Annotated in this window: 18 protein-coding genes and 1 pseudogene; 6 read left to right on the forward strand and 13 right to left on the reverse strand. The window is 74.1% G+C overall.

Annotated features, from left to right (window positions below):
- Nucleotides 1–90: 90 nt before the first annotated feature.
- The 6 genes from ACZ6S8_RS32475 to ACZ6S8_RS32500 form a co-directional block, all read right to left on the reverse strand.
- Nucleotides 91–489, reverse strand: a complete 399-nt coding sequence (locus ACZ6S8_RS32475) for a hypothetical protein (protein ID WP_469461045.1) — start codon at nucleotides 487–489, stop codon at nucleotides 91–93.
- A 26-nt stretch (nucleotides 490–515) separates the two neighbouring features.
- Complete coding sequence (locus tag ACZ6S8_RS32480) at nucleotides 516–1,376, reverse strand: Fpg/Nei family DNA glycosylase (protein WP_469461046.1); 861 nt, start codon at nucleotides 1,374–1,376, stop codon at nucleotides 516–518.
- Nucleotides 1,377–1,396: 20 nt separating this feature from the next.
- Nucleotides 1,397–2,629: a hypothetical protein gene (locus ACZ6S8_RS32485; protein WP_469461048.1), complete on the reverse strand. Its 1,233-nt coding sequence runs from the start codon at nucleotides 2,627–2,629 to the stop codon at nucleotides 1,397–1,399.
- Between the two features lie 197 nt (nucleotides 2,630–2,826).
- On the reverse strand, nucleotides 2,827–3,168 hold the full coding sequence (locus ACZ6S8_RS32490; protein ID WP_469461049.1) for a VOC family protein: 342 nt from the start codon (nucleotides 3,166–3,168) through the stop codon (nucleotides 2,827–2,829).
- A 181-nt stretch (nucleotides 3,169–3,349) separates the two neighbouring features.
- A complete protein-coding gene (locus ACZ6S8_RS32495; protein ID WP_469461050.1) occupies nucleotides 3,350–5,410 on the reverse strand; it encodes a SpoIIE family protein phosphatase in 2,061 nt (686 codons plus the stop codon).
- A gap of 7 nt (nucleotides 5,411–5,417) precedes the next feature.
- Nucleotides 5,418–6,752: a DUF6777 domain-containing protein gene (locus ACZ6S8_RS32500; protein ID WP_469461051.1), complete on the reverse strand. Its 1,335-nt coding sequence runs from the start codon at nucleotides 6,750–6,752 to the stop codon at nucleotides 5,418–5,420.
- 300 nt (nucleotides 6,753–7,052) lie between these two features.
- Here ACZ6S8_RS32500 and ACZ6S8_RS32505 point away from each other — a divergent pair, with 300 nt between their 5' ends.
- Together ACZ6S8_RS32505 and ACZ6S8_RS32510 are read left to right on the forward strand one after the other, a co-directional pair.
- Nucleotides 7,053–7,586 (forward strand): DUF1990 family protein, encoded by a 534-nt coding sequence (locus ACZ6S8_RS32505; RefSeq protein WP_469461053.1) that lies wholly within the window; start codon nucleotides 7,053–7,055, stop codon nucleotides 7,584–7,586.
- A gap of 20 nt (nucleotides 7,587–7,606) precedes the next feature.
- Complete coding sequence (locus ACZ6S8_RS32510) at nucleotides 7,607–9,046, forward strand: lipase maturation factor family protein (RefSeq protein WP_469461054.1); 1,440 nt, start codon at nucleotides 7,607–7,609, stop codon at nucleotides 9,044–9,046.
- Here the strand turns inward: ACZ6S8_RS32510 and ACZ6S8_RS32515 are convergent.
- Complete coding sequence (locus ACZ6S8_RS32515) at nucleotides 9,032–10,015, reverse strand: NAD-dependent epimerase/dehydratase family protein (protein WP_469461056.1); 984 nt, start codon at nucleotides 10,013–10,015, stop codon at nucleotides 9,032–9,034. The genes ACZ6S8_RS32510 and ACZ6S8_RS32515 overlap by 15 nt on opposite strands.
- Before the next feature lie 204 nt (nucleotides 10,016–10,219).
- Nucleotides 10,220–10,393 (reverse strand): hypothetical protein, encoded by a 174-nt coding sequence (locus ACZ6S8_RS32520; RefSeq protein ID WP_469461168.1) that lies wholly within the window; start codon nucleotides 10,391–10,393, stop codon nucleotides 10,220–10,222.
- A 342-nt stretch (nucleotides 10,394–10,735) separates the two neighbouring features.
- On the opposite strand from ACZ6S8_RS32520, the gene ACZ6S8_RS32525 reads away from it, so the two are divergent.
- A complete protein-coding gene (locus tag ACZ6S8_RS32525) occupies nucleotides 10,736–11,212 on the forward strand; it encodes a hypothetical protein (RefSeq protein ID WP_469461164.1) in 477 nt (158 codons plus the stop codon).
- Between the two features lie 70 nt (nucleotides 11,213–11,282).
- Here the strand turns inward: ACZ6S8_RS32525 and ACZ6S8_RS32530 are convergent, their stop codons facing one another.
- Entirely contained in the window at nucleotides 11,283–12,758 is a 1,476-nt protein-coding gene (locus ACZ6S8_RS32530; protein ID WP_469461058.1) for an SDR family NAD(P)-dependent oxidoreductase, read from the reverse strand.
- A 314-nt stretch (nucleotides 12,759–13,072) separates the two neighbouring features.
- On the opposite strand from ACZ6S8_RS32530, the pseudogene ACZ6S8_RS32535 reads away from it, so the two are divergent.
- Nucleotides 13,073–13,810 (forward strand): annotated as a pseudogene (locus ACZ6S8_RS32535) (DMT family transporter); the annotation flags it as partial.
- Nucleotides 13,811–13,912: 102 nt separating this feature from the next.
- Here ACZ6S8_RS32535 and ACZ6S8_RS32540 read toward each other — a convergent pair.
- Entirely contained in the window at nucleotides 13,913–15,250 is a 1,338-nt protein-coding gene (locus ACZ6S8_RS32540; protein ID WP_469461060.1) for a transglycosylase family protein, read from the reverse strand.
- A 184-nt stretch (nucleotides 15,251–15,434) separates the two neighbouring features.
- On the opposite strand from ACZ6S8_RS32540, the gene gndA reads away from it, so the two are divergent.
- The gene (gene gndA / locus ACZ6S8_RS32545) at nucleotides 15,435–16,880 is read left to right on the forward strand and encodes an NADP-dependent phosphogluconate dehydrogenase (RefSeq protein ID WP_469461062.1); all 1,446 of its coding nucleotides are present in this window, start codon (nucleotides 15,435–15,437) and stop codon (nucleotides 16,878–16,880) included.
- A gap of 364 nt (nucleotides 16,881–17,244) precedes the next feature.
- Here gndA and ACZ6S8_RS32550 read toward each other — a convergent pair whose 3' ends face one another.
- Together ACZ6S8_RS32550 and panD are read right to left on the reverse strand one after the other, a co-directional pair.
- Entirely contained in the window at nucleotides 17,245–17,859 is a 615-nt protein-coding gene (locus ACZ6S8_RS32550; protein ID WP_469461064.1) for an aspartate/glutamate racemase family protein, read from the reverse strand.
- A 28-nt stretch (nucleotides 17,860–17,887) separates the two neighbouring features.
- A complete protein-coding gene (panD, locus tag ACZ6S8_RS32555) occupies nucleotides 17,888–18,307 on the reverse strand; it encodes an aspartate 1-decarboxylase (protein WP_469461065.1) in 420 nt (139 codons plus the stop codon).
- A gap of 447 nt (nucleotides 18,308–18,754) precedes the next feature.
- Here panD and ACZ6S8_RS32560 point away from each other — a divergent pair, with 447 nt between their 5' ends.
- Nucleotides 18,755–19,237 carry an Imm21 family immunity protein gene (locus tag ACZ6S8_RS32560; protein WP_469461067.1) on the forward strand — a complete coding sequence of 161 codons (483 nt, stop codon included), beginning with the start codon at nucleotides 18,755–18,757 and terminating at the stop codon, nucleotides 19,235–19,237.
- 40 nt (nucleotides 19,238–19,277) lie between these two features.
- Here the strand turns inward: ACZ6S8_RS32560 and ACZ6S8_RS32565 are convergent, their stop codons facing one another.
- Nucleotides 19,278–19,814, reverse strand: coding sequence for a transposase (locus tag ACZ6S8_RS32565; RefSeq protein WP_469461069.1), 537 nt, complete (start codon nucleotides 19,812–19,814; stop codon nucleotides 19,278–19,280).
- Nucleotides 19,815–19,956 lie beyond the last annotated feature (142 nt).

Below are 19,956 nucleotides of genomic sequence, written 5' to 3' on the forward strand. Positions count from 1 at the left end.
GTACGGCCCAGTACGCGAACGCCCCGACAGCACGCCCAGACACGGCACCAGACGCCGCGGGCTCGGCCGACAAGATCCGAAAGAGACGGCCTAGGTGCGGCGGCGCGGGAGCGGGGCTCCCGCCGGGTCCGTCACCAGGCCGGTGAAGTCGGCCTCGTTCCGCTCGGCGCGGGCGACGTACCAGCGGGCGATCAGCCACATCGCCGGATACACCAGCAGGCCGAGCGCCGCCCAGATAAGCGGCCCCGACACGGCGTGCGGCAGGAGGAACACCAGCGGAAGCGTCCCCACCAGCGCCGCCAGCGCGGCCAGCGCCCCCAGCCCGGCACGCAACTGGCTGCGCATGAGGGCCCGTACGTAGGTGGCGCCGAGGGTGGTCTGCTCGGAGATCTCGGAGCGGGCCGGGGTGTGCGCGGGTGCCCGGCGCCGGGTTGCCCGGGGCACGCCGGTGACGGTCTCGCGCCGGGGCGCCGGCTGCTCCTCGGCCATGGTGCCGGAGTCTACGCAGCGCCCGGCTATTTGAGGAGGCGCGAGAGCCGCCGGTCGGCGAGGGGCTTCCCGCCGGTCTGGCACGTGGGGCAGTACTGCAGCGAAGAATCCGCGAACGACACCGAGCGAACGGTGTCCCCGCACACCGGGCAGGGTTCCCCGGCCCGGCCGTGCACCCGCATCGCGCTCTTCTTCTCCGCCTTGAGGTTCCCGGCCTCCACCCCGTGCGCCCGTTCCACGGCCTCGCGCAAGGTGTCCCCGACGGCCTCGTGGAGCCGCCCTGCCTGCTCCGCGTCGAAGGACGCGGCCAGCTTGAACGGCGAGACGCGGGCCCGGTGCAGGATCTCGTCGCTGTAGGCGTTCCCGATGCCGGCGATGACGCTCTGGTCGCGCAGGACGCCCTTGATCTGACGCCGTTCCCCGGCGAGCAGCGCGGTGAACGCCTCCCGGTCGAAGGACGCGGCGAGCGGGTCGGGGCCGAGCCGGGCGATGCCGGGCACGTCCCCCGGGTCGCGCACGACGTACACCGCGAGGCGTTTCTGGGTCCCGGCCTCGGTGAGGTCGAAGCCGCTGCCGCCCTCCAGTACGACGCGCAGCGCGAGCGGCCCCTTGCCGGGACGCGGCGGCTGCGCGGGCACGGCCTCCTGCCAGCGCAGCCAGCCGGCCCGCGCCAGATGCGTCACGAGGTACAGCTCGCCGATCGGCACGGCCAGGAACTTGCCGTACCGGGCGGTGGCGCCGGCCGTCCCGCCCTCCAGCGCGGTGAGCGGCGGGTCGTACGTCTTGAGCACGCTCACGGCCAGCGGGAGGACGCGCTCGACCACCCGCCCGGTGAGGTGCGCGTCGAGGAACTCCCGCAGGGCCTCGACCTCAGGCAGCTCAGGCATCCCCCCAGCCTGCCGCCGACTCAGGCGAAGCGCGAGCTGGACACCGGGCCGGCGGAGCCGAGGCGGTCGCGGGGGCCGGTGAGCCAGCCGGGGGCGACGGCCGCCGCGAAGGCCCGGAACGCCCCGTCCGGGTCGGGCGGGGTCCCGCCGTCCCCCTCGTCGGCGGCGGGGTCGGCCGCGGCGACGTCCCGGGCGACCTCCTCCTCGGGGCGGTCGTCGTCCTGCCAGGGGACGGCGGCGAACTGCGCGAGGAGGGCGCTGGAGTCGGGGCTCACCGGCGGCGGGTCGGTCCACCGGGAGGCGTGCTCGTGCAGGACCTGCCCCTCGGCGCGCACGCGCAGGCTCCGTACGGCCTCCGGGTCGCAGTCGTTCAGGTCGTACGCGACGACGACGGTGTCGGTCCGCGCGGGCTCGTACGGTACGGCGGGCAGACCCAGGACCGCCGCGGCGGCGAGCCCGAGGATCCGGTCGGAGCGGCCGGGCAGCAGGGAGACGGTGGCGGGCCGCCGGCCGGTGGCCTCAAGGGCTAGGGAGAGCCGGGCCAGGCCGCGCCGGCACTGGTCGTGGCTGTCGCCGAGGTAGGCGTACCGGCCGTGCATGCCGGCGTCGTAGCCGTACGGGGAGAGGGTGCCGAGGAGCGAGCCGGTCAGTGCGAACTGCCAGCCGCGCAGATCGGTCGCGTCGAGCGGCCCTGCGGCGCAGGCGAGTTCGGCGCGGGCCAGCATGCGGCGCTGGCGGTCCCGGGCCCAGTGCCAGTCGGGGTCCTCGGGGTCGGGCAGCCGCGCGGCGACGGCCCGGGCGGCGGGGAAGTCCCCCGCGAGGAGGGTGTGGTGGGCCAGGAGGTACGTCTCGGGCCAGGCCGGCAGCCGGTCGCCGCGGGCGGCGAGCAGTGCGGCGGCCTCGGCGTGCCGCTCCTCGTCCTCCAGGGCGGAGACCAGCTCGGCGAGGAGCGGGCGGGCGTCGGGGAGCAGGTGGAGCGCCTCGCGCAGTGGCGCGACGGCGAGGAAGGCGATTCCGCGCTCGACGCAGGCGTAGCCGAAGTCGTAGAGGGCCTGGGGATCGCCCGGCCGTTCGGCGGCGGCCCGGGCGGTGGCGGCCAGGTCGTCGAACCCGGCGGCGTCCGCCAGGTGCGACCCGGCTTCGGCGAGCCGGGCGATCGGCAGTTCCTCGGCCAGGGGGCGCAGGGTGCGCACGGCACCGGGCAGGTCGCCGGCCTCGATCAGGCGGCGGACTTCGTCTGTGGCGGTAGTCATCGGCCCGATCCTCGGCGACCGGTGCCCCGCGCCGCAACGGACTTTCGACCGGCCGGGACCGGCGCCCGCGACCGGCGCCGGGGACGGGCCGGGCCCCCGGGGCCGGACCCGGGAGCCGGACCCGGCCGGGCACGGAGCGGGCCGTCCGGCGGGTGACCGGGACACGGAGGGCGGGGCACGAAGGGGCCGCCCTCCCGCTAGGCCGGGGCGCCGCCGAAGCCGATCTCGTTGCCGTCGGGGTCGTGGAACGTCGCCTTGCGGACGCCGTTGGCGTACGTCTCGCGCCGGGCTGCCGCGAGGCCGCGCGCGGCGATCCCGGCGAGGCGGTCGTCGAAGTCCCCGACGAAGACGGTGTGCAGGGCGTGCCCGGCATGGTCGGGCCGGACCTCGATGAACAGGTACCGGTGGTCGGCGAGCTCCCACACCGCCTCGGCGTCGTCGGGCAGGAACGACGGGGGGCCGCCCAGGAGCCGCTCGTACCAGGCGACCGCCACGGCGTAGTCGCGTACGGGGATGCCCGCGAACAGGTCTACGGTCATGCGCCCATGCTGCCAGGCCTCCCCTTCCGTTGCCCGCCGGGACGGTCCAGGCCGGGCCGGGCCGCCGACACGACCCGGGCGGACACGACCCGGGCGGACACGACTCGGGCCCGCACGACCCGGGCCGCACGGCCCGACACGACACCGGCGGACCCGCACCCGGCCGGCCGGCCGCCTCAGGTCACATCGCGAACTCGCACCACACGCACTTGCCGCTCCCCCTGGACTCCACGCCCCACACGTCCGCCAGCCGGTCCACCAGCATCAGTCCCCGCCCCGACACCCCCGCCTCCCCCGCCTCGCGCCGCCGCGGCAGCGCGCTGGAGCGGTCCTCCACCTCCACCCGCAGCCGTCGCTGCGGGCCGTGCAGCACGCGCAGGGTCACGATCGCCGGGCCGTCCGTGTGCATCAGGGCGTTCACGATCAGCTCGTCCGCGACGAGCTCGATCTCGTCAGCCCGTTCCCGCGCGCCCCACGCCCGCACGGCCGCTCCGATCATGTGCCGGGCGGCCACCAGGGCCTCCGGGTCCCCCGGGGCCACGTGCTGCTGGAGGCGGCCGCCGCCCTGCGGGGCGTCCGCGACGTCGCGGCGCAGCAGCAGGAGGGCCATGTCATCGGCGCCCCCGCGCTCGTCGACGACCCCGCACAGCAGGTCGGCCAGGAGCCTCAGGTCGGAGGGGCCGCTGCGGACCAGCGAGGTGAGCAGCCGGATCCCGTCGTCGAGGTCCGCGCCGGGCTCCTCCACCAGGCCGTCCGTGCACAACAGGATCGTTTCTCCCGGTTCGAGTTCCACCGTGGTGACCGGGTACTCCAGCCGGCCGAACTCCGCCGACAGGCCGAGCGGCATCCCGCCGGCCACCCGGACCCGGCGGCAGTCCCCGTCCCGGGTCCGCAGCAGCGGGTCGATGTGTCCGGCACGGACCGTCTGCAGGACTCCGGTGGCGAGGTCGGCCTCGACGTAGGTGCAGGTGGCGAAGCGGTCGGTGTCGAGTTCGTGCAGGAAGACCGAAGCCCGGGCCATCACGGTGGCCGGGGCGTGCCCCTCGGCGGCGTAGGCCCGCAGGACGATCCGCAGCTGCCCCATCACCGCCGCCGCGTGGGTGTCGTGGCCCTGGACGTCGCCGATGACCGCGCCGACCCGGCCGCCGGGCAGCTGGATGACGTCGTACCAGTCCCCGCCGATGTCCTGGCCCATCCGGGCGGAGCGGTAGCGGACCTCGATCTCGGCGCCGGGCACGGACGGGATGCGGCGGGGCAGCATGGCCTGCTGGAGGCCCTCCGCCAGGTCGTGTTCCTGCTCCAGCAGCATGGCCCGCTGGAGGCTCTGCGCGATGCTGCTGCCCAGCGCGACGAGCAGGTTCCGCTCGTCCTGGGTGAAGCCGTCCTTGTCCTGGTAGAGAAGGCCGATGGCACCGATCGGGCGGGCCTGGGCGATCAGCGGCAGGTACGCGGCCGCCGAGATCCGCATGTACGAGATCTTCGCCCAGAGGTCGGGGAAGTCCTCGGCGAACTCCTGCGCGGAGTCCAGGAACCGCGGTTGCAGCGAGCGGACGACCTCGCTCATCGGATACGGCTCGTCGATGCGCGTGTAGCGGGTCCCGGGGACGAAGCTGCCGTCCGGCCCCTCGGCCACGAGGTGGATCCGGCCGGCCTCGACGAGCCCCATGACCATGCCCATCGAGCCGAGCCGCTCCAGGCCGTGGGCGTCACCGAGCGCGTCGATGACGTCCTTCACCGTCCGGGCGTGCGCGAGCGCGGCGGTGGTGCTCTCGACCACCGAGGTCTGCCGGCGGCGCTCCTCGTCGAGCCCGAGGCGCTCCGCGGAGTGGCTGAGCTCCTCGGTGGCGTCGCGCACGATGCCGATGATCCGGAACGCGCGCCCGTCCGGGCCGCGCATGACGCGGCCCTGGGTGTGGGTCCAGCGCAGGCTTCCGTCGCGGCAGCGGATGCGGAAGTAGGCGCCGTAGTTCTCGACCCCGCTGTTGAGGGCGTTCGAGACGAGCGCGTCCAGGCGGGTCGCCTCGGCGGGCGGGACCCGCGCGGTCAGCGAATCGGGCCGGCCGTCGTACTCGCCGGCGGTCGTGTCGAAGACGTCGAGGGCGGCTTCGTCGAGGTGCATGAGACCTGCGACCAGGTCCCAGTCGAAGCTGCCCATGCGGTTCAGCTGGAGCGACCGGTCCGGGTGTGCGGGCCAGTCGTCCGGCAGCGATACGGTGGTCGGCACCGATCCACCATGACACACGGGCCCGTCAGGCGCTCTCCAGCGAGAAGCCGGGGTCCGGGGGCGACTGCTGCTCGTCGGGGACGGCGTACGGGTCGGCCGGATCGGCGTACGGGTCGGCGGGACCGGACGGGTTCGCGTACGGGTCGGACGGGTCGGCGTACGGGTCGGAGGGGGTCGCGTACGGGTCGGCCGGGTCCGCGTACGGGTCGCTCGGCGCCGGCGCCGAGCCGTCGGGCTCCAGCGGCGGGGTGGCCGGGGCGTCCGACGGGGGCCGCTGCGGCGGGGCGACCGGGTTCGACGGCAGCTTCGGGTCGGGGTTCGGCTTCGCGTTCGGGTCCGCGTCCGGGCGGGGGCTCGCCTGCCCGCTCGGCGGGCAGTCGGTCGCCCCGGGCGTCGGGTCCCCGGGCGCGGCGGGACCCTCGGGCCCGTCGGGCGGCGGTGCGGCGGCGTCGGGCGCGGTGGGGGGCGCCGTGCGCGCCAGGCTGTTGGTGACGGGGCTCGGGCAGGGGTCGCCCGGCCCGGTCGGGGTGGCGGGCCCCTCGGGAATGCCGTCGGCCGGGTCGTAGGGGGGCGGTGTCCGGGGCGGCCGGTCCTGGGCGCCGTCGTCGCCGGACTTCCGTTCGATCCAGGTGTTGTCCGCGACGTTGACGATCACCAGATTGTTGATCACCTGGATGGTGGGCTCGATGACGACCACCTGGTTGGGCTGGTAGCCGTCCCACTGGTCGCCCTTGTGCACCGGCGAGCCCTTGGCGGCGCGCGGGGGGAGCAGGGGATTGCCGCAGGCGCAGCGGACGCGGGGCATGCCGTGGTCGTCGACGAGCACGGCGGAACCGGCCTGGAGGACGGACTGGAAGCTGTCGGCGCGGCCCGCGCGGAAGCCGTGGCTGGTGAGCCGGGTGTCGGCGCGGAGCACGACGGGGGTGAGGCCCCGCAGGAAGTCGGGGATCTTGGCCTGTTCGACGCCGGAGGCCTCGGCGAAGGCACGGGCCTTGGCGTTGTCGGCGGTGAGGAAGGCGACCTGCTGCTCGACGTCGCAGCTGCCGAGGCGCTGGGTTCCGCCGTACAGGCCGGGGGTGGCGGCGTTGACGGTGCGGATGCCCCGCCCGGTCGGGTTGGGCACCGGGGCCTGGACGGGTGCGGACTCACGGGTGGCGGAGGAGGCGGTGAAGGGGTCGGAACCCGCCGCGCCGACGGGCTGGAGGTGGAGCTCCTGGCTCTCCGCGCCCGCCCGGCCCATGGGCTCCTCGGAACCGCCGCAGGCGGCGGCGAACAGTCCGAGGACCGCGAAGAGGGCGGCGCCCGCGGGCGCGTGACGGCGCGGCGCCTGACGAGGTGTCGGAGGTTTCGGTGCGTGCACGTGCGTCTCCCTTTTCGCCCCGGTTGCTGCCTCTTGTCTGCCGCATCCGCGGGAGCCCCGCAACCGGAGCGGCGCGGTCGGCGTCCGGCCGGAGTACGACGGGCGCACGGAAGGGCCACCGGGGGCCGTCCGGGGCGGGCCGGCGCCGGGCCACGGGAACACCCTCTCTTCTTGAACATGTTCAGGGAACCTCGTAAGCTCACGATCGCGAGTTGAACGCGTTCAAGGCGGTCGGCCGCGCCTCGGGGGGAGTCCGACGTGACCGTGCCGGAACACCACGGACCGACAGGAGTGGAGCCCATGACCCGCCTCATCGGCGCAGGCCGCGCCACCGTCACCTACCCCGACCGGGGTGCCACGGCCCGGCAGCCCCTGCCCGCCGGATACCACCACCTGCGCCACCGCACCCGGGTCGGCCACGGGCGCGCCGCCTTCGAGGCCGCCGGGACCGCGGTCACGACCTACCTCGCGCACCGGGCCGCGGGCCTGACCGTGCGGTCCGGGGCGGCCGCCGCCCGCCCCGGCGCCCGCGTGGACGTCGGGATCGGCTTCGGGCCGCTGCGGATCACCGCGCCGTGCCGGGTGATCTGGACGGCGTACGAGCCCACCCGGGTCGGGTTCGCCTACGGCACCCTGGACGGTCACCCCGAGTGCGGCGAGGAGTCCTTCCTGGTGGAGCGGGACCCCGGGGGCGGGGTCTGGTTCACGGTGACCGCGTTCAGCAGGCCGGCGCGCTGGTACACGCGCCTCGCCGGACCGGCGGTCCCCTTCCTCCAGATGCGCTGCGCCCGACGGATCGGCCGCCGCGTCCGCACGCTGGCCGCCTCGGCCTGACCGGGCCGATACTGGAGGCGATGGAGTGGTTCACCGCGCCCGGATACTGGCCGGCCCGGCTGGTCTTCCAGCGGGCCCTCGCCGGCGTCTACCTCTTCGCCTTCGTCGGGGCCGCCCTGCAGTTCCGGGCCCTGATCGGGGCGCGGGGCATGCTGCCCGTGCCGCGCCACGTGCGGCGCGTGCCCTTCCGGCGCGCGCCGAGCCTGTTCCACCTCCGCTACTCCGACCGGCTCTTCGCCTGCTCCGCCTGGACGGGGGCGGCGCTCGCGGCCGCGCTGGCCGCGGGCGCCGGCGACCGGGTTCCGCTGGGCGCGGCGATGGGGATGTGGGCAGCGCTGTGGGCGCTGTACCTGTCGATCGTGAACGTGGGGCAGACCTGGTACGCCTTCGGCTGGGAGTCGCTGCTGCTGGAGACGGGGTTCCTCGCCGTGTTCCTCGGCAACGCGCGGACCGGGCCGCCGATGCTGGTCCTGTGGCTGCTGTGGTGGGTGCTCTTCCGCGTGGAGTTCGGAGCCGGGCTGATCAAGATGCGCGGGGACCCCTGCTGGCGCCGGCTGACCTGCCTGTACTTCCACCACGAGACGCAGCCGATGCCGGGACCGCTCAGCTGGTTCTTCCACCATCTGCCCAAACCGCTGCACCGGGTGGAGTGCGCGGCCAACCACGTGACCCAACTGGCGCTGCCGGTCCTGCTGTTCACGCCGCAGCCGGTGGCCTCCTATGCCGCCGCGGCGATGGTCGCCACGCAGCTCTGGCTGGTCCTGTCGGGGAACTTCGCCTGGCTGAACTGGCTGACGATCACGCTCGCCCTGTCGGCCGTCGACTTCACCGCCCTCGCGGGCGCCCCTCCGGCCGCCGCCTCGCACCCGCCGCCGGTGTGGTTCGCGGGACTGGTCTGCGCGGTGACCGTGCTGGTGCTGGTGCTCAGCCGGCGTCCGGTGCGCAACATGGTCTCGCGCCGCCAGGTGATGAACCGCTCCTTCGACCCGCTGCACCTCGTGAACACCTACGGCGCCTTCGGTTCGGTGGGCCGGGTCCGGGAGGAGGTGGTGGTGGAGGGCACCGCGGACCGGGTCCCGCGCGCCGACGGGGCGTGGCTGGAGTACGGGTTCAAGGGCAAGCCGGGCCGGCTGCGCCGGCTGCCTCGGCAGTTCGCCCCGTACCACCTGCGCCTGGACTGGCTGATGTGGTTCGCGGCGCTCTCCCCCGGCTACGCGCGGGACTGGTTCGGCCCCTTCACCGAGCGGCTGCTGGCGGGCGACCGGGACACCTTGCGGCTGCTCGGCCACAACCCCTTCCCGGACGCCCCGCCCGTGTACGTGCGCGCCCTGCTGTACCGGTACCGGTTCACCACCTGGCGGGAGCTCCGGGAGACGGGGGCCTGGTGGCACCGGACGCTGGTGCGCGAGTACCTGCCGCCGACCCGCCTGACGGACGCCGCCGTCTCAGAGCCCGAGTAGCGCGGCCTCCCGGTCGGCGTCGATGCCCGGGGCCGGCCGGTCGGAGCGCTGCGGGGGTATCCCGCCGATGTCCCGGAGCCAGGCCCAGGTGTCGGCCACCGTCTCCTCGACGGGACGGCACACCAGCCCCGCCGCGAGGGCCTTCGCCACGCTGCCGCCGTGCATGAAGTCGTGCCCCTCGCCCGCGGGCGCCCAGACGGGGAGGTCCGTCCACGGCTGCACCCCGGCCTCCTGGATGCGGTCCGGATCGGTCCAGCGCAGGTCGGCGCGGCCGCCGGTGGCGGCCGCGCAGGCGTCGAGGAGGCTGCCCATCGTGGCGTGCCCGACCGGGGAGACCAGGTTGTACGCCCCGGAGCGGCCAGCCACCGAGGCGTCCAGGGTCCAGCGCGCCAGGTCGCGTACGTCGATGTACTGGATCGGGAGCTCGCGGGGACCCGGGGCGAGCACGGGGCCGCCGCGCGCGGCACGGTTCAGCCACCAGGGCAGCCGGCCCACGTTCTCGTACGGCCCGAGGATCAGCCCGGCGCGCACCAGGAGGGCCCGGTCGCCGAAGGCGTCGAGCACGGCGAGCTCGGCGCCCCTCTTGTCCTCGGGGTAGGCGGTGGCCGCGGCGTCGGGCGAGCCCCCGACCAGCGGGCCGGTCTCGTCGAGCCCGGCCGGGGCCGGGTAGGCGTACACGGAGCGGCTGGAGACGTAGGAGTACCGCCCGACCCGCTCGCGCAGCAGGGCGGCGCTGTCGCGGACCGCGGTGGGGGCGCCGCCCCAGGTGTCGACGACGAGGTCCCACTCCCCCGCGGCGAGCCCGTCCAGGCCGCCGGGGGCGGTGCGGTCCCCGTGCACCGCGGTGGCGCCGGGCGGGGGCGCGTGGTGGCCGCGGTGGAAGACGGTCACCTCCCAGCCCCGCTCCAGGGCGTCCTCGGTGATCGCCCGTCCGACGAATTCGGTACCACCCAGCATCAGCAGTTTCATGGGATCCAGCGTGCCCGGGCCGGACGGAGCGGCGGAAGCCGTGATCGCTGACAGCGATGACGCTCCCGGCGTACGCGGAACGGGAACTCCCGGGCGCCTCCGGTCGGTCGGCGGCGTTCGTCCGGTCTGCCCCGCGCATCCGGACAGGGCGGCGCCCCCGGCGCGGGTTCGCGCGGGGGGCGCTCGCTGCGGCTTCGCTCCGGACTAGTCGATGCCGCGCAGGATGTGCGACTCCGCCGGGTCGTCCTCGTAGCCCGCCAGTCGGATCGGGGCCGACAGGGCCCAGACTTCGAGGCTGCCGAGCTCGTCGGCGCGGGTGCTGGCCCGCCACCCCGTTCGCTCCAGGACCATCGGTTCGGGTTGCGTCGTCTCTGTCACCGCGCACTCCTTTGTGTCGCGTAACCCGGCATGCGGACCGCGCGCCGGGCAAGGGATAAAGGGTTTCCGGACGCGGTGGCGCCTTGGTGGAGCGCGGCCCGGGTGGGGGCCGACTTGATGCCCCTCAGAGTACACATATGAGCGGACCCCCGCTCGATGGAAAGGCAAAATCCGCTCCTTCCTCTGGTTTTCGCCCCGAGTTCGTGAAGTCGTGGGCCGATCGGCCCACGGCGGGTGATGTGCTCGACGCCGGATTCCCGCGGAGCGACGGAGGGAGTGGCGGTGGCCAGGTCCGGGGTGCCGGAGTCCCAACTGCCGTACGTCACCACCGTGCAGGAGCTGATGGATCTCCTCCACGCCTGCCGCGGCGGGGACCCGGCTCGTCTGCTCGAGCATGCGCTCCGCACGGCGGCGCTGCTGCGCAGATCCCGCCCTTTCGACAAAGAACTCCAGATCGCAGGCCTTGTTCATGGTCTGGACCTCTTGCTCCGTCCGGGTGAGGACGGACGTCCCCCGGGGCTCGCGGCGGTAGCCGTACGGCCGTTGCTGGGCGAGCGGGTGGCCCGGCTGGTACGGCTGCACGCGCACCCCGGGAGCGCGGCCGGGACCGCCGGGAGCGCGGACGGCGACGCTGCGGCGGCCCTCGGGCAGGCCTGCGACGCGGCGGCGGCGGCCTTCCTGGACGCGGGCGTGCCGGAGGACTGGCGGCCGGTGCTGGAGCTGGTCGCGGCCGGGGCCTACCGCCGGGACCACGCGGACGACGCCGAGCACCGGTGGCCGGCCGGTCACCGGACCGAAGGGCGCCCGGCGCACGGATGAGCGGGAACGCGATCGCCCCCCTCGGCGGGCCGAGGGGGGCGATCGATGATGCGGGGGCGAGGGCCGGGGCCTACCAGTTCGCGGGGGCGTAGTCCTTCAGGAAGACGCCGAACAGGTCCTCGCCGAGTTCGCCGCGGACGATCGGGTCGTAGACCCGGGCCGCGCCGTCGACGAGGTCGAGCGGGGCGTGGAAGCCCTCCTCGGCGAGACGGATCTTGTCCGGGTGCGGACGCTCGTCGGTGATCCAGCCGGTGTCGACGGCGGTCATCAGGATCTGGTCCTTCTGGAACATCTCCTGGGCACTGGTGCGCGTCAGCATGTTCAGCGCAGCCTTGGCCATGTTGGTGTGCGGGTGACCGGCGCCCTTGTAGCCGCGGCTGAAGACGCCCTCCATCGCGGAGACGTTGACCACGTAACGGCGTCCGGCCTCGGCCGCGGCCATGGACGGGCGCAGCCTGCTGATGAGGATGAACGGCGCGGTGGAGTTGCACAGCTGTACTTCGAGGAGCTCGATCGGGTCCACCTCGGACACCGTCTGGATCCAGCTGTTCGTGTCGTGCAGGTCCGGGACCAGCCCGCCCGCGTCGATCGCGGTACCGGCCGCGATCCGCGCCGGCGAGGCGGATCCGGAGACCAGGGCCAGCTCGGTGATGTCCTGGGCGCTGAGCTTCTCGCCCTTGCCGGTGGGCAGGGCGGCGACGCGGTCGACCGTGCCGCTGCCGAAGGTGCCGATGACCTCGGAGGCGGGCAGCTCGCCGGCCGGGAGCGGGGCGTTCTCGGCGGCGACGAGCTCGCTGTAGGCACCCGGGGAGCGGCGCACGGTCTGCGCGGCGTTGTTGATCAGGATGTCGAGCGGGCCCTCGGCGGCGACGGAGTCGGCGAGCGCGACGACCTGGGCCGGGTCGCGCAGGTCGATGCCGACGATCTTCAGGCGGTGCAGCCACTCGGAGCTGTCGGGCATCGCCTTGAAACGGCGGACCGCGTCGCCCGGGAAGCGCGTGGTGATGGTGGTGTGGGCGCCGTCGCGCAGCAGCCGCAGCGCGATGTACATGCCGATCTTGGCGCGGCCGCCGGTGAGCAGCGCGCGGCGGCCGGTGAGGTCGGTGCGGGCGTCGCGGCGGGCGTGGTTGAAGGCGGCGCAGTCCTGGCAGAGCTGGTGGTAGAACGCGTCGACCTCGACGTAGCGGGTCTTGCAGACGTAGCAGGAGCGCGGGCGCTGGAGTATCCCGGCGATCGGGCCCTTGGCGGCGGCGGTCAGGGCGTTGCCCTGGGTCTCGTCGTCGATGCGCTCGGCGGACCCGGTCGCGGTCGCCTCGGTGACGGCCTTGTCGTTGGCGGTCTTGGCGGCGCGGCGGTCCTGGCGGCGGCGCTGCTTGACCGTCCGGTAGAGGCCCGCGGTCGCGCGGCGTACGGTGATCGCGTCGGGGTGGTCGACGTCGAGCTTGTCCAGCTCGTCGAGCACGCTGAGGCAGAGGGCCAGCCGCTCGGGGTCGACGCCCGGGCCGTAGGCGTGCCCCTGGTCCTGACTGTCTTCGGTCACCGTCATGGCCGCTGTCGTTCCTTGCTCACTCGTCCGCATCCGCGCGCTGCGGAAGTCCCCAAAGGGGAAACTGTACGGACGCCACGCGCCCGGAGACAAACCCGGTTCCGCGCGCCTCACCCACCGCGAGCGGACCGTCACCGCACGGAGGATTTCGTGACCCTCCGTGTCCGCGTGGGCGGACACCCGTTCACCTGCGGCTGCGGCGGCCGAGGGCCGCGCGCGGGGGTGTTCCGTACTCCCGTACTACGCCCGGAGTATGACCCGTGACCCCCTGTGGGGTGAGGAATAGCACCGTCGGGTCGGGCATTGTGGGGTTCATGAGTGCACTGGGGCTGTCGGTCCTGCTCTGCCTCGTGTCCGCCCTGGCGTACGCGGGCGGCGCGATCGTGCAGGAACGGGTCGCGGCGAGCACGCCGGACAGCGGCGCGTACGCGCCGCTGCACCACGGCGTGTGGTGGATCGCGGTGGGGCTGGGCGGCCTCGGCGCGCTGCTGCACGTGGTGGCGCTCGCGTACGGGCCGCTGAGCCTGGTCCAGCCGCTCGGCGCGCTCACCATCGTCTTCGCCCTGCCGATGGCGGCGGTCTTCGTACGGGGCCGCGCGGGCGCCGCGGCCTGGCGCGGGGCGGTGCTCGCCACCGTCGGCCTGGTCGGGCTGCTGGCGCTGATCGGCGGGGACGGCCGGTCGGGGCAGTCCCTCGCGGGCGGCGAGCGCGGTCTGCTGCTGGCGGTGACCGGGGCGGCCGTGGCCGCACTGTTCCTGGTGGCGGGCCGGATGCACCGGGCGGTGCTGCGCAGCGTGCTGCTGGCGGCGGCGGCCGGTACGGCCTTCGGCATGGCCTCGGTGTTCACCAAATCGGTGGCGGAGTCCTTCGCCCCGGCAGCCCTGGTCGCGCTGTGGCCCGACCTCACCGCGGTCGCCGTGCTGGCGGGCGGCGGCCTGCTGCTGTCGCAGGCCGCCTACCGGGGCGCGGGGCTGACCGCACCGCTGGCCACCCTGACCGTGGTCAACCCGGTGGTGGCGGCCGCGGTCGGCATCTCCCTGTTCGACGAGGGCTTCCGGTACGGGACCGCGGGCACGGCCGGCGCGCTGGCCAGTGCCGCCGTCGCGGCGGCCGGCCTGGTCCTGCTCACGGCCGTGCCGCCGCACGTGCGCGGGTCAGATGCGGACCCCGTGTCCCCGGAGGTACTTGAGGGGGTCGATGTCGGAGCCGTAGCCCTCTCCCGTGCGCATCTCGAAGTGCAGGTGGGGGCCGCTGCTGTTGCCGGTCGACCCGGAGCGCCCGATGCGCTGGCCGCCGGACACCTGCTGGCCGGCCTTCACGCCGAGCGCCGAGAGGTGGGCGTACTGGGAGTAGCGGCCGTCGGTGTGCCGGATGACGACCTGGTACCCGTAGGCCCCGGCCCAGCCGGCGGAGACGACGTGCCCGGGCCCGACGGACTTGACGGTGGTGCCGGTGGACACCGGGAAGTCGATGCCGGTGTGGTAGCCGCTGGACCAGGAGGAGCCGGCGACCCGGTACGCGGTGCCGAGAGCGGCGTCGACGGGCGCGGAGTAGCCCCCCGACGCGGGTTGCTGCTGCGGTGAGGGCGCCTGCGCCGCGGGTTTCGGCGCGGGCTTTTCTGCCGCCTTCTGCACGGGCTTCGCGGCCGGCTTCTCGACCGGTTTCTCGGCCGTCTTGGGCGCCTGCTTCTCGGCGGGCTTCTGCGCCGCCGGTTCCACGGGCTTGACCGGTTCGGCCGTCCGCGGCGGCTTCTCGGGGTTCTGCGCGGGGGGCGCGGCCGTGACGCGCAGGGTGAGCCGCTGTCCGGGGAAGATCAGGTCCGGATCGCCGCCCACGGTGGCCCGGTTGGTCTCGTACAGGGCCTGCCAGCCGCCCTCGACCCGCTGCCGGGTGGCGATCGCCGAGAGGGAGTCCCCCTGGGCGACGACGTACGGGTTCGGCAGGACCGGGGCACCGGACCCGCCGGACGCGGCGCTCTGCGCGGCCGGGGTCTGCGCCGCGGGCCCCTTGGCCTGCGGCGCCGGGGCCTTCACCCCCTGGCCCGGGGTGTCGCGCGCGGACGCCGACACCGGCGCGGACGCGGGTGCCTTCGGCGTGACGGCGGCCGCCGGACCGCTGCGGCTGAGTCCGGCCGTCTTGCCGCAGTGGGGCCAGGCCTGCGGGCCCTGGCCCTTGAGCACCTTCTCCGCGACCGCGATCTGCTGGTCCTTGGTGGCCAGGTCGGCGCGGGGGGCGTAGGCGGTGCCGCCGAAGGCACGCCAGGTGCTCTGGCTGAACTGGAGGCCGCCGTAGTAGCCGTTGCCCGTGTTGACGGACCAGTTGTTGGTGGACTCGCAGGTGGCGACCTTGTTCCAGGTGTCCACCGATGCGGCCTGGGCGACTCCGGCGCCGATGAGAGGGAGCGCTATCCCGGCGCCACCGGCGGTGACGGCGAGCGAGGCCCGGTTGATGCTGCTCGGCTGGTACCGGCGGTGCCGGCCCCGTACACCCATGCGAGCCCCCAGTGAAGACATCAGGAACGGCACAACCTAACGTCACGGCCGGATTGTGGCAAGAGGCGCAACGGGGCGCTCTCCAGGGGGAATTGACCGAGTCTCACCCGGTACGTGATCACGAACCGACCGGGTCGATGTAGCGTCGGTGCTCCCCGCACATCGAAGCACGCAGGAGCGCATCATGAGCACCAGCACAGCCCAGATCGGCGTCACCGGCCTCGCGGTCATGGGCAGCAACCTCGCCCGCAACTTCGCCCGCAACGGATTCACCGTCGCCGTCCACAACCGCACCACCGCGAAGACCACGGCGCTCGTGGAGGAGTTCGGGCACGAGGGCTCCTTCGTGGCGGCCACCTCGGCGAAGGAGTTCGTCGACGCGCTGGAGCGCCCCCGGCGCCTCGTCGTCATGGTGAAGGCCGGGGAGCCGACCGACGCCGTGATCCGGGAGTTCGCCCCGCTCCTGGAGGAGGGCGACGTCATCATCGACGGCGGCAACGCGCACTTCGAGGACACCCGGCGCCGGGAGAAGGAGCTGCGCGAGCAGGGCATCCACTTCGTGGGCGTGGGCATCTCGGGCGGCGAGGAGGGCGCGCTGCTCGGCCCGAGCATCATGCCGGGCGGCTCGAAGGAGTCGTACGAGTCCCTCGGCCCGCTGTTGGAGAAGATCGCCGCGAAGGCCGCCGACGGCACGCCGTGCACCTCGCACATCGGGCCGGACGGCGCCGGGCACTTCGTGAAGATGGTGCACAACGGCATCGAGTACGCCGACATGCAGCTGATCGCCGAGGCGTACCACCTGCTGCGCGAGGTCGCCGGCTACTCCCCCGCGAAGATCGCGGAGACGTTCCGGGAGTGGAACCGCGGGCGCCTGGACTCGTACCTGATCGAGATCACCGCGGAGGTCCTCGCGCACACGGACTCCGCGACCGGCCGCCCGTTCGTCGACGTCGTGGCCGACGCCGCCGAGCAGAAGGGCACCGGCCGCTGGACCGTGCAGATCGCCCTGGACCTGGGCGTACCGGTGTCGGGAATCGCGGAGGCGGTCTTCGCCCGCGCCGTCTCGGGCCACGCCGACCTGCGCGAGGCCGCCCGCGGGCTCGGCGGGCCGGTCGCCGCCCCGCTGGCGGCCGCGGAGGCCGACGCCTTCGCCGGTCAGGTGGAGGAGGCGCTGTACGCCTCGAAGATCGTTTCGTACACCCAGGGCTTCCACCAGATCCAGGCCGGCAGCGCGGAGTACGACTGGGACGTGGACCCGGGCGCGGTGGCCTCGCTGTGGCGGGGCGGCTGCATCATCCGGGCGGCTTTCCTGGACCGCATCCGCGCCGCCTACGACGCCCGGCCCGACCTGCCGAGCCTGCTGGCGGATGCGGACTTCGCCGACGAGATCGGGGCGGCCCAGGACGGCTGGCGCTCGGTGATCGTCGCGGCGGTGCGCCAGGGGATCCCCGTGCCTGCCTTCTCGGCGTCGCTGGCGTACTACGACGCGCTGCGCGCCGAGCGCCTGCCGGCGGCCCTCACCCAGGGGCAGCGGGACTTCTTCGGGGCACACACCTACCGGCGCACCGACCGCGAGGGTTCGTTCCACACGCTCTGGAGCGGCGACCGCTCCGAGGTCGGCCCGGCCTGAACATGGCCCGAACACGGCCTGGTCCGGCCTGAACGCGCCTGACGCACGGCCCGGCGTACGGGCTCCCGCGCGGCGGCCGGCCGGACCGGCGCGCGGGGCTCAGCCCAGGGGGCCGGGCTGCGGGATCGGCGCGGGTCCCGGCGGCGGCGGCACCGGGTCCGGCTCGGGCACGGGGCCGGGCACCGGCGGCGCGGGCCGCGGGACGGGCGCGGGGTCCGGGAAGGGGCTCGGGCCCGGGGCCGGGTCGGGACCGGGTCCGGGGACGGGCGGCTGTGTCTGCTCTGTGTTTCGCACCATGTGTCCCACCTTCCCCCGAACCCGGCGCGTACGCCCTCCGGCATCCGGGCCGCCGGCCGGCTCTGCCTCAGCCGAGCAGGGCCAGGCCGGCCGCGAGCCCCGGGGCCGGGCTGGAGAGCACCGGGACACGGGTCGCGGCGAGGTGCTCGGCCCCGGCCAGGGAGACCTGGGCGAGCACGATGACGTCGGCGCCGGCCACCGCGTCGGCGGCCGCGGCCACCAGCGCGAGGCAGCCGTCCCGGTCGCCCGACGCGAACCGGTCCCAGGCCCCGGCGACGAGCCGCGTACGGACCGCCACCGGGCACTCGCCGGCCTCCTCGGCCAGCAGGGCCGCGGTCGGGGCGAGCGTCGACTCCAGGGAGGCCAGGACGGTGATCCGCGCTCCGGCGCGGACCGCCGCGGCCGCCATCGGCCGGTCCACGCGCAGCACCGGCGCGCCGACCGCCGGGGCCAGCGCCTCGGCGGCCGCGCCGATCGTCGAGCAGGTCACCAGCACCGGTCCCCCTCCGGCGCCGGAGAGCAGCCGCAGCAGGTCCGGGGCCACCGCGTCGGGGCCCTCGGCGCGGGCGCGGGCCAGCAGCTCCGGAACCACCAGGTGCCGCAGGACGGCGCCGGGGTGGTTCCGGTCCCGCAGGGCGTCGAACACCGGGACGTGCGCCGCCGAGGTGTGCAGCAGGACCAACCCGTTGCGCTCATGGTCCCGGCTCTCCTCAGACGGCGACGGCGTGGGGGCTGCGCTCCTGGTCCGTGCCCGGTACCGGGGCGGACAGGTCCGCGCCCAGCTCGACGATCCGGTTGTCTCCGTCGACGTGCACGACGCGGGGCTTCAACACCCGCGCCTCCGCGTCCTCGACCTGCGCGTAGCTGATGAGGATGACGAGGTCCCCCGGGTGCACCAGGTGCGCGGCGGCGCCGTTGATCCCGATGACACCGGACCCGCGCTCGCCCTCGATGACGTACGTCTCCAGCCGGGCGCCGTTGGTGATGTCCACGATGTGCACGAGCTCGCCGGGCAGCAGGTCCGCCGCGTCGAGCAGGTCGGCGTCGACGGTCACGGAGCCGACGTAGTGCAGGTCGGCCTGGGTGACGGTGGCCCGGTGGATCTTGGACTTGAACATTGTACGCAGCATTGAGGTACCCCTGGATCTGTGCTCCCTGCCTGCGTTTTTGCAGGTCAAGTGCGGTTTCCTTACCCTACAACCAGTAGCGGGTTCAGTCAGGTTCTTCCACGTTTTTCAGGACTGCCGCTGACCACCTGCCGACGCTGTCAGCCTACGCAACGACCCTCGCACGTCACCCGGAAGCGCCACCACTGTGACTGGCGCCACCTTCGAAGACCGATGGCGACCACACGTCGGCGGCGAACCATGGTGCGTCGCGTTCGACGTTCATGAGAAACGGGTTCTGGCACAGATCTTGGGGAGTCGTCGCGGAGCGTGACGGCATCCTTCGACTGCAACGGATGGTCACGCCCCTGGGCCCGTCACCGTGCACCGCGACCACCACGGGCGTCATCGTTGTCCGACCCGGCACATACGCTGTCGCCGCGGAACAGAGACCCAAAGGATGGAGGCGGCATGTCGTTGACGTGGCTGGATACGGAGGGCGGCCCCTTCATCGTGGTTCCGCGCACCGCGCTGGCGCACTGGTCGGGAACGGAGGGCGACTACGACCGGGCCTGCCAGGTGATGGATCTCGTCGGGGTCCTCGAACTCCCTGACGGAGCCGAGGCGCTCGTCCTCGGGGACGAACCTCTCTCCACTGCCTACCTTCCCGAGCATCGAGTCCTCGTCCGCTGGCACTACGCGGAGAGCGGGGAAGGTGTCGCCGACATCATCCGGACTGGCCTTCCCACCGCCGAGTGGAAGGAAGGACCTGTACTCAGCACCACTGGCGAGCTTGTTGTGTTCGACGCCGCCTACTTCGGCACCGAGGTCGGGACGCTCACGGACAGCGCCACCCTCGACATCGCCACCGGCCGCTACCGAGTGGACTCGGCAGCCATCGAACCGAACAACCTGACGTCCTTTCGAGTCCATCGCTTTGTCGAGTTGGACTGACCCGACGTTCGTAAAGATCCTGGGGAGTCGCTGCCGAGCGTCACTGAAGCAGGATCATTTTGCGTAGGAGCTCGAACCCGGCTCGGCCGTAGAGCTGCCGCTCTATCTTCTTGATGCGGTTGACGGCCCTCTCGATGCTGCCCGAGCTCCAGTCGAGGGTGAGGCCGGCGGAAACCGCTTCGAGGTCTCGGTGCAGGTGGAGTGCAAAGCCGGTGAGGCCGGGCAGCTTGCCGGCGTCGACTGCGTCGATCCAGGTGGGGAGCGTGGCACCAAGGCGGTCGCCGAGCATCTCGCCGAAGTCGCGGACGTGTCCGGCAGCCGTGTCCAGTTCGGGACACCGGGCCAAGACCTCCTTCAGACCGGCCCGTTCCTCCCCGGTCAGGGCCGTGGGGTGACGGGTGAGCCAGCCGAGCACCTGCCGTACCGTCGGCGGCCGCGTCGGTGCTGCGGACGGAGCGTCGCGCAAGGTGGCGACGTGGGCTCGGACCATGCCGTAGGTGACGGGCGCCTGCTCGGCGACCAGCTCGCCGTGCAGCCGGGTGGCGCTGGTGCATCCCTCGGCGAATCGCCGTTCCAAGCGACCTGCGGGGCATCGGGGGCGCCGCGCCGGTCGCCCTCGGCGTAAGCGCCGGCCCGGGCCCGGGCCCGGGCCCGGGCCCGGCAGATGATCTCCACGCCGGGACGGCGGATCAGCCAGGCGGCCAGCGGCCCGGCTTCAC

The organism is Streptomyces sp. NPDC048461 (assembly GCF_055587105.1).

Coding starts and splice junctions, on each gene's coding strand:
- ACZ6S8_RS32475 (WP_469461045.1), bottom strand. CDS start 489: ATGGCCGAGGAGCAGCCGGCGCCCCGGCGCGAGACCGTCACCGGCGTG.
- ACZ6S8_RS32480 (WP_469461046.1), bottom strand. CDS start 1,376: ATGCCTGAGCTGCCTGAGGTCGAGGCCCTGCGGGAGTTCCTCGACGCG.
- ACZ6S8_RS32485 (WP_469461048.1), bottom strand. CDS start 2,629: ATGACTACCGCCACAGACGAAGTCCGCCGCCTGATCGAGGCCGGCGAC.
- ACZ6S8_RS32490 (WP_469461049.1), bottom strand. CDS start 3,168: ATGACCGTAGACCTGTTCGCGGGCATCCCCGTACGCGACTACGCCGTG.
- ACZ6S8_RS32505 (WP_469461053.1), top strand. CDS start 7,053: ATGACCCGCCTCATCGGCGCAGGCCGCGCCACCGTCACCTACCCCGAC.
- ACZ6S8_RS32510 (WP_469461054.1), top strand. CDS start 7,607: ATGGAGTGGTTCACCGCGCCCGGATACTGGCCGGCCCGGCTGGTCTTC.
- ACZ6S8_RS32515 (WP_469461056.1), bottom strand. CDS start 10,015: ATGAAACTGCTGATGCTGGGTGGTACCGAATTCGTCGGACGGGCGATC.
- ACZ6S8_RS32525 (WP_469461164.1), top strand. CDS start 10,736: ATGGATCTCCTCCACGCCTGCCGCGGCGGGGACCCGGCTCGTCTGCTC.
- ACZ6S8_RS32530 (WP_469461058.1), bottom strand. CDS start 12,758: ATGACGGTGACCGAAGACAGTCAGGACCAGGGGCACGCCTACGGCCCG.
- ACZ6S8_RS32540 (WP_469461060.1), bottom strand. CDS start 15,250: ATGGGTGTACGGGGCCGGCACCGCCGGTACCAGCCGAGCAGCATCAAC.
- gndA (WP_469461062.1), top strand. CDS start 15,435: ATGAGCACCAGCACAGCCCAGATCGGCGTCACCGGCCTCGCGGTCATG.
- panD (WP_469461065.1), bottom strand. CDS start 18,307: ATGCTGCGTACAATGTTCAAGTCCAAGATCCACCGGGCCACCGTCACC.
- ACZ6S8_RS32560 (WP_469461067.1), top strand. CDS start 18,755: ATGTCGTTGACGTGGCTGGATACGGAGGGCGGCCCCTTCATCGTGGTT.